Below are 13,026 nucleotides of genomic sequence, written 5' to 3' on the forward strand. Positions count from 1 at the left end.
AAGGATCCGACGATGAACCGCATTTTCCGCCTCGTTTTCAACCGCACGCTCGGCCAGGTGCAGGTGGCCTCCGAACTCGCTTCCCGGCATCGCGTCGGTGCCGGTGGCGCGACGCGTCTCCTGGCGCCGCGCGCACTGCTGGCGGTCGCGCTGGCGCTGGCCGGCGGCAGCGCATGGGCGCAGGTCGCATCCGGACAGCTGCCGACCGGCGAGACCGTCGTCGGCGGCGCTGCCAGCATCACTCGCGACAGCGCGGCCAATCTGCTGCGAATCGTCCAGAACGGCCGCACGGTCATCGACTGGACGAGCTTCGACATCGGCGCGGAGGCCCACGTCGATTTCGTCCAGTCCGCGGGCAGCATCGCCCTGAACCGCGTGACCGGCGGCACCCCGTCGCAGATCCTCGGCAGGCTCGAGGCCGATGCCGGCATCTTCCTGATCAATCCCAGCGGCGTCCTGTTCGGCTCGGGCGCCCAAGTGAATGTCGGCAGCCTGATGGTGTCGACGTTGTCGCCGCAGGCGGGATTCGGCGGAGAGCCGATCGCGTACTTCCTCAGCGGTGGCAACCAGTTGAGCCTGGCGCAGAGCGGCAATCCGGGGCTGATCCGGAACGAGGGCACGATCGTCGCCACCAACGGCGGCTCCATCAGCCTGATCGGAGGCTCGGTCCAGAACCGGGGCAGCGGCACGATCACGGCCGATGGCGGCGCCGTCCACCTCGTCGCGGCGGGGCAGGGCACGCTCACGCTGGGTTCCACGCACGACGTGACCGTCACCGCCGGCACGGCTGCAGCGAGCGGCGCGTCCGTGCTGGTGGACAATGCCGGGACGCTGCAGTCGAACGGCGGCCAGGTGACGCTTGCGGCGCGGGGCATTCCCGCCGACGTGGCCACGGCCGTCAACACGACGGGCGTCATCCTCGCCACGGACCTCGGCTTCACCGGCGGCAAGATCACCCTCGACGCCGGCACGAACCACCTGAACCTGGGCGGCCAGGTGACGGCGTCCAGCACTCTCACGGCGTCGACAAGCGGCACCATCACCCTGCGCGGCGACATCGGCGCAGGGACGTTCATGGCCAGCGGCGGCACCATCGAGCAGGTGGCCGGCACCGTGGACACGCCCAGCCGGCTGCAGTCGGGAGGCACCTCGCTGGCCGCCAGCGGCGACATCACGCTCGCCAACACCGGCAACCGCCTGGGCGGCATCACCGCCTTCCAGGGGCGCAACGTCTCGCTTCGCAGCGACGGCGGCATCGGGATCGGCGTCCACTCGCAGGGCAGCTCGCGCGCGGCCGGCAACCTGACGCTCGACGCGGGCGGCGCAATCACCCAGACCGGTGCACTGATCGTCGCCGGCAGCACGTCCCTCGACGCCCGCGGGGACGCGATCGTGCTCGCCAACGGCGGCAACGATTTCGTCGGTGCGGTCGGTGCCTCGGGGAACGGCATCACCCTGCGCGACGCCAACAACCTCACCGTGTCCAGCATCAGCAACGCCACGGACAGCACGCTGTCGCTCACCGCGGGCGGCACGCTGACGCTTCCCGCCGGCGCGATCGATACCGGCAGCGCGGACCTGGTGCTGTTCGCCGGCCGCAGCCTGTCGACGCCCGGTGCATTGCGCGGTCACAGCGTGCACCTGCACGGCAGTGACGGGCTGACACTGGCGCACGACGTCGCAGGCACCGCGGCGGTCCGGCTGTCGAGCAGTGGCGCCGTCGAACAGTCCGACACCGCGCGTATCCAGAGCCCCAGGCTCGCGCTCGACGCGGCGAGCGCGGACCTCGGCGGCGCGAATGCGATCAGCGCATTCGGCGACATCGTCGTCAATGGCGCGCTGACCCTGCGCAACGCCCAGGGCATCGCGCAGGCCGCCGGGACATCGGTGCGGGTCGGCGGCGCGACGACGATCCGGGCGGCGGGCAATGTCCTGCTCGACAATCCGACCAACCGGTTCGGCGGCGCGCTCTCGCTCACCGGCAACGCGGTCGAAATCGGCGGCGAGCAACTGCGGCTGGTGCACGTCGATGCGACCAGCCTCGTCGCCACCGCCGACGGCATCGAGCTGTCGGGCACGTTCGAGACCACCGGCGGCCAGCGTTATGCGGGCGCAGTGCGACTGGTCGGCGCGACGGTGGTCGACGCCGGCGGCAACGTGAGCTTCGTGCAGACGGTCGACGGTGCGCAGCTGCTGACGATCGATGCAGGCGGTGCGGTCGCGATGTCGGGCGCGGTCGGCGCCACCACCGCGCTTGCCGGGCTGACGATCGACGCCGCCGGCTTCACGGCCGGCGGCACGCTGCAAACGAGCGGCGATACCTCGGTCTCCATCGCCGCCGGCACCATCGTCCAGCAGGGCGCATTTCTCGTCGGCGGAGACGCCCGGTTCGCGACCGGCAATGGCGACATCACGCTGGCGAACGCGGGGAACAGGTTCGCTGGCCCGGTGTCGCTGACCGGTCGCAACGTCCAGATCCGGGACAGCGCTTCGCTTCGCTTCGGCGCGCTGGACGTGGGCAGCCTGTGGGCCATCGCCCCCCAGCTGCTGCTGCCGGGCAGCCTCAGCACGGTAGGCATGCAGTACTACGACGGCAGCGTGACCCTCGACCGCGACTCACACCTGACCAGCGCCTTGGGCGCCATCGTCCTGGGCGGTACCGTCGACGGTCCGTACGCGCTCACGGTCGATGCCGGTATGGACGTCACATTCGAAGGCGCCGTCGGCAGCGGCACTGCGTTGTCCTCGCTGGATACGCGGGGGACGTCCCTCACCCGGATAGGCGCCGACATCACCACGTCCGGCGACATCGCCTTCGGAAACACCCTGGTCGGCGCAGCGCAGGCGACGGTCCGCAGCTCGGCAGGCGCGGTCACGGTTGCCGGCAGTCTCGAAGCCGCGATATCCGGACAGGGCACACTGACACTCGAGGCGCACGATGCGCTGACGCTGTCGGACACCGCCGGTGCCGCCCGTGCGCTGGCCGATCTCACGCTCGACGGCGGCAGCGTGTCGACCCGCGGCATCCGCGTCGCCAATGCGCTGCGGGTCACCAGCGGCGGCGACATCGTCCAGAACGGCGTGTACGACGTGGGCGGCAATGCGCACTTCGTCGCGGCAGGCGACATCGCCCTCGGGGAGGCGAACCGGTTCGCCGGTACCGTCTCGCTGGATGGCGCCGACGCGGTGGTCCATGCGGCATCGGTCCTGGCGCTGGACACGGTGGACGTCGACAGTCTCGGCGCCCGCAGTGCGGGCACGCTGTCGCTGTCCGACGCGCGCATTGCCGGCGACGCCACGCTGCAGGGCAACGGTCTGTCGCTCACGGACTTCGACATCGGCGGCGACCTGGGCGCGACGGCCGGCAGCGGCGGCATCGCCCTGGCCGACGGCCGCGTGCGCGGCGATCTGGCTGCGGACAGCGGCAGCGACATCACCCAGACGGCGGCGCTGCACGTCGAAGGGGATGCCCGGTTCGCCGCAGGCAGTGCCCGCATCGCGCTCACCCATGCCGACAACGACTTCGAGGGCGCGGTGGACCTGGCCGGCGGCGCGGTATCGGTCAACGACCGCAACGCGCTGCGGCTCGGCATCGTGGACGCAGGCTCGCTGGACGTGGCCAGCCACGGCGCGCTCGATCTCGGCACCACCACGCTGACCGGCGGGCTGACCGCGCAATCCAATGGCGGCGCCATCACCCAGAGCGCAGCCCTGCACGTCGAAGGCGACGCCCGGTTCGACGCCGGCACCGCCCGCATCGCGCTCGGCCATGCCGACAACGACTTCGAGGGCGCGGTGGACCTGGCCGGCGGCGCGGTATCGGTCAACGACCGCAACGCGCTGCGGCTCGGCATCGTCGACGCAGGCTCGCTGGACGTGGCCAGCCACGGCGCGCTCGACCTCGGCACCACCACGCTGACCGGCGGGCTGACCGCGCAATCCAATGGCGGCGCCATCACCCAGAGCGGCGATCTGGTCGCGGCTGGCGCGAGCATCATCGATGCCCGCGGCGGCGGCGGTGCCGGCGACATCACGCTGACGCGTGCCGGCAACGTGCTCGGCGGCCCCCTCACGCTGGCGGGGCGCGACGTGGCCGTTGCCGCGAACGCGCTGTGGCTGGCCGGCGTCGACGCGCGCAACCTGCTGGCGATTGCCGACACGATCGCGCTGCGCGGCGACGTGACCACCGACGAGGACCAGGACTACGCCGGCGTGGTGCAGCTCGAATCCGACGTGACCCTGGATGCCGGCGGCCACGTGGCCTTCGCCGCGTCCGTGGACGGGGCACACGCGCTCGATGTGCGCAGCGACGGCCATGCCGGATTCGGCGGCGCGGTCGCCGTATCGGCGCTGACGGTCGAGGCCGGCAGCGCGGGCTTCGGTTCCACGGTAGCCACCGGCGGCAACCTGACGGTCGGCGTGCAGGCCGGCGGCATCGCCCAGTCCGACGCGTTCACGGTCGGCGGCATCGCGGATTTCGACGCCAACGGCGGTACGATCCTGCTGACGCATGCCGACAACGATTTCGCAGGGCGCGTGCATCTGCGTGGCGGTGCCGTCGCGATCAGCGACGCCAACGCCCTCGCGCTGGGCACCGTGTCGGCCGGTTCGCTGGTCGCAGACAGCCACGACACGCTGGATCTCGGCACTGCAACGGTGGCCGGCATCCTCGAGGCACGCTCGAACGGCGGCGACATCGTGCAGACCGGCGCGCTTGCGGTCGGCGGCACCAGCCTGCTCGATGCAGCCGGCGGCAACATCGTCCTCGACCTGCCGGAGAACGATTTCGGCGGTGCGGTGACGGTCTCCGGCGGCACGGTCGCGTTGCGCGACGTAGACGACCTGACGCTCGCCGCGGTGACCGTCGGCGAGGACCTCACGGTCACCAGTCACGGCGCGCTCGACCTGGGCGCCGGCACGGTCGGCGGACAGCTGACCGCGACCAGCCACGGCGGTTCGATCGTCCAGTCCGGCGCGTTGACGATCGCCGGCACCAGCACGATCGACGCCGGAACGGGCGCCGTGACCCTGGACGATGCGCAGAACGACTTCGTCGGCCGGGTCGACATCACCGGCGGCACGGTGACCATCGCCGACCGCGACCGTCTCGTGCTGGGCGCCGTGGACGCCGACAGCCTGCACGCGACCGCCACGAGCATCGCGCTGCAGGACGACATCTCGACCCGTGGCGACCAGGACTACGCGGGTGCGGTGGCGGTCGAGTCCGACGTGTCGCTCGTGGCCAGTGCGGGCGGCATCGGATTCGGCAGCACGGTCTCAGGTCCGCACCGGGTCGCCATCGATGCGGCCGGGCACGTGGGCTTCGGGGCCGCGGTCGCGCTCGGCGCGCTCGGCATCGAGGCGGGCAGTGCGGCGTTCGCGTCGACGGTCGACATCGCCGATCGGCTCGACGTCACGGTGCAGACCGGGGGGATCCAGCAGAGCGGCGCATTCACCGTCGGCGGCGACACGCGGATCGATGCCAATGGCGGCGCGATCACCCTGGCCCACACCGGCAACGATTTCGTCGGCACCGTGCATCTCGATGGCGGCAACGTCCGGATCCACGATGCGAACGCGCTGACGCTGAGCCGGGTCGACGCGCAGGCGCTGGACGTGACCAGCAACGGCGCACTCGTGTTCGGCGAGACCGATGTCGACGAGACGCTGGTGGCCGACAGTGGCACCGGCAGCATCGGCCAGACCGAGTCGCTGACGGTCGGCGGCACCGCGTCGTTCACCAGCGGCGCCGGGATCGCGCTGACGCATGACGGCAATGATTTCAAGGGCGCGGTGTCGCTGGCCGGCACGACGGTCGCGATCCGCGACGCGAATGCGCTGACGCTGGGCACGGTCGACGCGCAGGCGCTGGACGTGACCAGCAACGGCGCACTCGTGTTCGGCGAGACCGACGTCGACGAGACGCTGGTGGCCGACAGCGGCACCGGCAGCATCGGCCAGACCGAGTCGCTGTCCGTCGTCGGCACCGCATCGTTCACCAGCGGCGCCGGGATCGCGCTGACGCATGACGGCAATGATTTCGGTGGCGCGGTGTCACTGGCCGGCACGACGGTCGCGATCCATGATGCGAATGCGCTGACGCTCGGCACAGTCGACGCGCGGACCTTCGATGTCAGCAGCGATGGCGCACTCGTCTTCGGCCGGACCGACATCGAGGAGACGCTGGTCGCCGACAGCGGTACCGGCACGATCGGCCAGACCGACGCGCTGTCCGTCGTCGGCACCGCGTCGTTCACCAGCGGCGCCGGGATCGCGCTGACGCACGCGGACAACGATTTCGGTGGCGCGGTGTCGCTGGATGGCACGATGGTCGCGATCCGCGATGCGAATGCGCTGACGCTCGGCACAGTCGACGCGCGGACCTTCGATGTCAGCAGCGATGGCGCACTCGTCTTCGGCCGGACCGACATCGAGGAGACGCTGGTCGCCGGCAGTGGCACCGGCAGCATCGGCCAGACCGACGCGCTGACGGTCGGCGGCACGGCGTCGTTCACCAGTGGCGCCGCGATCGACCTGACGCACGCGGACAACGATTTCGGTGGCGCGGTGTCGCTGGATGGCACGATGGTCGCGATCCGTGACGCGAATGCGCTGACGCTGGGCCAGGTCGAAGCGCAGGCGCTGGACGTGACCAGCAATGGCGCGCTCGTGTTCGGCGAGACCGACGTCGACGAAACGCTGGTCGCCGACAGCGGCGCCGGCAGCATCGGCCAGACCGATGCGCTGACGGTCGCCGGCACCGCGTCGTTCACCAGCGGGGACGCGATCGACCTGACGCACGACGGCAACGATTTCGGTGGCGCGGTGTCGCTGGCGGGCACGACGGTCGCGATCCGTGACGCGAATGCGCTGACGCTGGGCCGGGTCGAAGCGCAGGCGCTGGACGTGACCAGCAATGGCGCACTCGTGTTCGGCGAGACCGACGTCGACGAGACGCTGGTGGCCGACAGCGGCACCGGCAGCATCGGCCAGACCGAGGCGCTGTCCGTCGGCGGCACCGCGTCGTTCACCAGCGGCGCCGCGATTGACCTGACGCATGCGGACAACGACTTCGGCGGCGCGGTGTCGCTGGATGGCACGACGGTCGCGATCCGTGACGCGAATGCGCTGACGCTGGGCATGGTCGACGCGCGAACCCTCGATGTGACCAGCAATGGGGCACTCTTCTTCGGCCGGACCGACATCGAGGAGACGCTGATCGCCAGCAGTGGCGCCGGCAGCATCGGCCAGACCGATGCGCTGACGGTCGCCGGCACCGCGTCGTTCACCAGCGGCGCCGGGATCGACCTGACGCACGCGGACAACGATTTCGGTGGCGTAGTGTCGCTGGATGGCACGACGGTCGCGATCCGTGACGCGAATGCGCTGACGCTGGGTACGGTCGACGCGCGGACCCTCGATGTGACCAGCAATGGCGCACTCGTCTTCGGCCGGACCGACATCGAGGAGACGCTGATCGCCAGCAGCGGCACCGGCAGCATCGGCCAGACCGACACGCTGACGGTCGCCGGCACCGCGTCGTTCACCAGCGGCGCCGGGATCGACCTGACGCATGCGGACAACGACTTCGGCGGCGCGGTGTCGCTGGCGGGCACGACGGTCGCGATCCGCGACGCGAACGCGCTGACCCTGGGCCGGGTCGACGCGCAGGCGCTGGACGTGCGCAGCCATGGCGATCTCGACCTGGGCACCACCACCGTCGCAGGCACGCTCGTCGCCAACAGCCACGGCGGCGCGATCGGCCAGTCCGGCGCGCTGTTCGTCGGTGGCGCCAGCACCGTCGACGCGGGCGTCGGCGACATCACCCTGGACAACGCGGGCAACGATTTCGTCGGCCGCGTCGACATCATTGGCGGTGCGGTGCGCATCGCCGATGCCAACACGCTGGCGCTGGGCCGCGTCGATGCCGCGCGCCTGCGTGCGATCGCCGGCACGATCGTCCTGCACGGCGACATCGGCACCGGCGGCGACCAGGACTACGACGGCGACGTCGTGCTTGCGACCGACGTGGACCTCGCGTCGCGCGACGGTGGCATCGCGTTCGCGTCGACGGTGTCCGGCGCGCATGCGCTCGGCGTCCGGGCCGCGGGCCATGTCGGCTTCGGCGGCGATGTCGCACTCGCCGGGCTCGTGGTCGATGGCGGCAGCTTCCGGGCCGACGGCACGGTCACCCTCGACGACGGTGCGGGCGGCGGCGATCTTTCCATCGCCGCGGGCACCGGCGGCATCGCGCAGTCCGGCGCGTTCCGCGTCGGCGGCACCGCGACGCTGGACGCGAACGGCGGCGACATCGCGTTGACCGATGGCGACAACGATTTCGCCGGTGCCGTCCATCTGGCCGGCAACGACGTCGCGATCCGCGATGCCAACGCACTGACCATCGGGACGCTGGACGTGGGCACGCTCGCGGTCACCAGCCGGGGCGCGCTCGACCTCGGCGCCGGCGCCATCGCCGATACGCTGGTCGCCGACAGCAACGGCGGCGCGATCGCGCAGTCGGGCGCGCTCACGGTCGGCGGCGATGCCCGCATCGATGCCGGCGCGGCTGCGATCACGCTCGACAACGCCGGCAACGATTTCGCCGGGCGCGTGCATCTGACCGGTGGCACGGTGTCGATCGCCGACGCCAACGCATTGACCCTCGGCACCGTGCGTGCCGATGCGCTGACCGTCGACAGCCACGGTGCGCTGGCGTTCGGCGACGTGGCGGTGCAGGGCGCGCTGGAAGCGCGCAGCCACGGCGGCACGGTCATCCAGACCGGCGCCCTGCGCGTCGGCGCGGCGACCCGGCTCGATGCCGGCGCCGGCGACATCGTCCTCGACCACGCCGGCAACGACTTCGTCGGCGCGGTCGATGCGAGCGGAGGCGCGATCTCGCTGCGCGATGCCAACGACCTCGTGGTCGAGCGCCTTGCTTCCGGCACCGACCGCGACGTGCGGCTGGTCGCCGGACGCGCGCTGACGCTGCCCGCCCACGCCCTCGACACCGGCCGCGGCAGCCTGACGCTGGCCGCGCACGGCGGTACCCTGACCACCCGTGGCGCATTGGGCGGCAGCGATGTCGCGCTGCACGGCGCCTCCGGTATCGCGATCGGGCACGACATCGATGCCGCCGGCACGCTCGTCCTGGAAAGCGGTGCCGACATCGCGCAGGGCGGCGGCCGCATCGCGGCCGGCACGCTGACCGGCAGTGCGGCGGGGGGCGTGCGCCTCGACGGTGCCAACCGGATCGCCACGCTCGGCGCGTTCTCGGCCAACGGGGTCCGGTTGTCGAACGCGCAGTCGCTCGCGATCGCGGGACCGGTCTCCGCGGGCGACAGCCTGCTGCTGGCCGTCGACGGCGACCTCGCGATCGACGGGCGCGTCGCCGCCGGCGATATGCGCCTGGAAACGACCGGTGCCATCACCCAGGGCGCGGATGGCCCGCTGGTCGCACGCACGCTCAGCGGACGTGCGGGCGGCGCGGTCTCGCTCGGCGACGCCGCCGGCGTCGTCGACAACCAGGTCGAGCGCATCGGGGATTTCACCGCGCGCGCAGGCTTCAGCCTGACCAACGGGCGATCGCTGACACTGGCCTCGCTCAACGGCAGCCGCTTCACGATCGACGCAGGCACCGCCGACTTCTACCTGTCGGTGGTCGGCGACCTGCGCCAGGACGGCACCGACTGGTTGTACAACGGGCGCGGCACGTGGGCGGCGACCGGCGGCATCGGCCTGCCGGCCTCGCCGATCTACGTCACCGCGACCGAGCAGCAGCGCGTCGCCGCGATCGGCCTGCCACCGGCGTACTTCTATGCGCTGCGTCCCGACGGCTCGCTGCTGCCGATCGTCGGCGAGGCATCGGTCAACGTGCCGACCTCGGTCTGGGCCGGCCGCGCGCAGAGCTCCAGCAACCGCCAGGTCGCCTACGTCGACGTCGGCGCCGATGCCTCCAACTATCGCCCCTACGGCGTGGTCGAGCCGGGCATCCGCCTGTCGGAGGACCAGACGCCCGAGTGCGATCCCGACTTCCCGAGCGACGAATGCGTCGAGGCCGTGCAGTGATGCGGCGGCCGGCGCGGAGCTGATCCGATGCAGATGCAGACCGATATCGCGGCATGGACCGCGCCGCTCGACGACGCGGCGCCGTCGGGGCCGGACCTGGAGTACGACGCCGATTTCATGGCGCTCGAGCGCGCGGTCGCGCCGCGCGGCGAACGCATCGTCGGCGACGGCGGCGATGCCGACGGGCCGGACTGGGAGCGGTTGCTGCCGTCGGCCGTCGCACTGCTCGAACGCAGCCGCGACCTGCGCGTCGCGGTCACGCTGTGCAGCGCGTGGCTGGACCAGCGCGGGCTTCCCGGCTGGCGCGACGGGCTGGCCCTGGTCCACGGACTGCTCGACACGCTGTGGGACACGGTGCATCCGCAGCTCGATGCCGACGACGACGACGACCCGACGGCACGCGTCAACGCGCTGCTGCCGCTGGCCGATCCGCTGGGACCGCTGGGTCGCCTGCGCACGACCGCTTTCGTACGCTCGCCGCGCCTCGGCGCGTTCGCGTTGCGCGAACTGCGGATCGCCGCGGGCACCCTCAAGCCCGCCGATCCGGATGCGGTGCTGCCGACCATGTCCGAGATCGAGGCCTGTTGCCTCGACTGTCCCGAGGACCTGCTGTCGGCGAACGCCGCCGCGGCGCACGAAGCGCTCGCGCATGCACGCGCGATCGACGGCCTGCTGTCGGAGCGCTTGTCGACGCAGGCGCCCGAGCTGCGGCCGCTGCTGAGCGACCTGTTCGAGCTCGACCGGTTCCTGCAGGCGCAGTGGCACGCGCGCATCGGGACCGCGGACACGGCCGGGACGGATGCGGATGGCGCCGGGGCCGGCAGCGATGATGCGGCGCCCCGTCCCGTGTCCGCGTCGGGCGGCATCGCCGGTCCGGCCGACGTGGTACGCCGGATCGACGAGCTCTGCGAGTACTACGCCAGGCAGGAACCGTCGAGTCCGGTGCCGATCCTGCTGCGGCGTGCGCGGCGGCTGGTCGGCAAGGGCTTCGAGGAACTGCTGCGGGATATCGCGCCGGCGGGCCTGAGCGAGCTGCAGTACGTGGTCGGGCCCTCGGAGGAGGGCTGACCGCGCTGGAGGCGATGGTGGCGGCCGCCAGGATCCTGCGCGCGGAACATGCAGGCGCCGCCGACGCGGCATGAGTCCGGGGCAGCGGCCGGCTGCGAGACTGCAGCCGGCCGCAAGCGGAGCAGCTCCGACGACCGACGCCATGACACGCACGCCCCTGCCCGTCACCGCCGCGCCCAGGGTTCGCATTCGCATCGGCGCGCTGCATTGCGGCGACGACGCACAAACGCCATAGACTGGACGCCGAACCCGCGACCCGGCGCATTGCCATGCAAGCTCCCCTGCCGACCTTCGCCGACGACACCGCCCTGCTCGTGATCGACCTGCAGCCGGACTTCATGCCTGGCGGCGCGCTGCCCTGCCATGACGGCGACGCCGTCGTGCCGGGCATCGCCGCACTGCTGGCGTCGCGCCGCTACCGCACGGTGGTCGCGACCCAGGACTGGCATCCGCCCGGGCATGCCTCGTTCGCGTCCAGCCATCCCGGCCAGGCGCCGTTCTCGACGATCGACCTGCATGGCCAGCCGCAGGTGCTGTGGCCCGATCACTGCGTGCAGGGCACGCCCGGCGCGGCGCTGGACGCGCGGGTCGACTGGACGCCGGCCGAGCTGATCCTGCGCAAGGGCACCGACCCCCAGGTCGATTCCTACAGCGCGCTGCGCGGCAACCACGGTCCCGGCGGCAGCCGGCCGCCGACTGGGCTGGTCGGCTGGCTGCGCGAGCGCGGCATCGCCGAGGTCCACGTGTGCGGGCTGGCGCGCGACTACTGCGTGCTGTGGTCGGCTCAGGACGCCGCGGCGGCGGGATTCCGGGTACGGTTCCTGTGGGACCTGACCCGTCCGGTCACGCCCGATGGCGACGCGCCGACGCGGCTGGCGCTGCGCGAGGCGGGCGTCGCGGTCGACGGCGACGGGTGAGCACCGGCGCCGCGGATGGCGATCCTCGACCCTGCCGATGGCGCGCCGGTGGGCGCGCGGGTCCGCGCCCCGGCCGCCGGTCAGCGGAACACCACCGTGCGATGGCCGTTGCGCAGGATGCGGTGCTCGACGTGGCGGCGCACCGCACGCGCCAGCACCCGCGACTCGATGTCGCTGCCGACCCGGACCAGCTCGCGCGGGGTCATCGCGTGGTCCACGTGGGCGACGTCCTGCTCGATGATCGGGCCCTCGTCGAGGTCGGCGGTGACGTAATGCGCGGTCGCGCCGATGATCTTGACCCCGCGCGCGTGCGCCTGGTGGTAGGGCTGGGCGCCCTTGAAGCTCGGCAGGAAGCTGTGGTGGATGTTGATCGCGCGGCCGGCCAGCGCCTCGCACAGCGCCGGCGAGAGGATCTGCATGTAGCGCGCCAGCACCACCAGGTCGATGCGCTCGCGTTCGACCAGCGCCAGCAGCTGCGCTTCCTGTCCGGCGCGGTTGCCGGGACCGACCGGCAGGTGGTGGAACGGGACGCCGAAGGACGCGGTCAGCGACGCGAAGGTGTCGTGGTTGGACGCCACCGCGGCGATGTCGACCGGCAGCTGCCGGCTGTGGGCGCGGAACAGCAGGTCGTTGAGGCAGTGGCCCTGCTTGCTGACCAGCACCAGCAGGCGCGCGCGCCGCTGCGCGTCGTGGATCTGCCAGTCCATCGCGTGCTGCGCGGCCAGCGGGGCGAAGCGCGCCTGCAGCGTATCGGCGACGCCCGCGGGCGCGTCGAAATGCACGCGCAGGAAGAAACGCCGGGTCTCCTCGTCGCCGTACTGCTGCGCGTCGAGGATGTTGCAGCCCAGCTCGTAGAGCAGGGCGCTGACGTGGAAGACGATGCCGGTGCGGTCCGGGCAGGACAGGGTGAGGATGTGGTCGCGTTGCATCGGCCGATGATAGTGGAGCCGGCGCGGAGATGGCCCGCCCGGCGTCG

4 protein-coding genes are annotated in these 13,026 nt (G+C 72.0%); 3 read left to right on the plus strand and 1 reads right to left on the minus strand.

Annotation, left to right across the window (positions count from 1 at the left end; translation table 11 throughout):
- The first annotated feature begins 12 nt into the window (after positions 1-12).
- The 3 genes from LDO26_RS06625 (at position 13) to LDO26_RS06635 (ending at position 12,050) form a co-directional block, all read left to right on the plus strand.
- A complete protein-coding gene (locus tag LDO26_RS06625; protein ID WP_232130288.1) occupies positions 13-10,065 on the plus strand; it encodes a two-partner secretion domain-containing protein in 10,053 nt (3,350 codons plus the stop codon).
- Between the two features lie 27 nt (positions 10,066-10,092).
- Positions 10,093-11,133, plus strand: coding sequence for a type VI secretion system protein TssA (gene tssA / locus LDO26_RS06630; protein ID WP_232130289.1), 1,041 nt, complete (start codon positions 10,093-10,095; stop codon positions 11,131-11,133).
- 269 nt (positions 11,134-11,402) lie between these two features.
- Positions 11,403-12,050 (plus strand): nicotinamidase, encoded by a 648-nt coding sequence (locus LDO26_RS06635; RefSeq protein ID WP_232130290.1) that lies wholly within the window; start codon positions 11,403-11,405, stop codon positions 12,048-12,050.
- A gap of 80 nt (positions 12,051-12,130) precedes the next feature.
- Here LDO26_RS06635 and purU read toward each other — a convergent pair whose 3' ends face one another.
- On the minus strand, positions 12,131-12,979 hold the full coding sequence (gene purU, locus LDO26_RS06640; protein ID WP_232130291.1) for a formyltetrahydrofolate deformylase: 849 nt from the start codon (positions 12,977-12,979) through the stop codon (positions 12,131-12,133).
- Between the last annotated feature and the right edge of the window lie 47 nt (positions 12,980-13,026).

The sequence above is a fragment of the Proluteimonas luteida genome (genome assembly GCF_021191695.1).
Taxonomy (GTDB): domain Bacteria; phylum Pseudomonadota; class Gammaproteobacteria; order Xanthomonadales; family Xanthomonadaceae; genus Luteimonas; species Luteimonas luteida.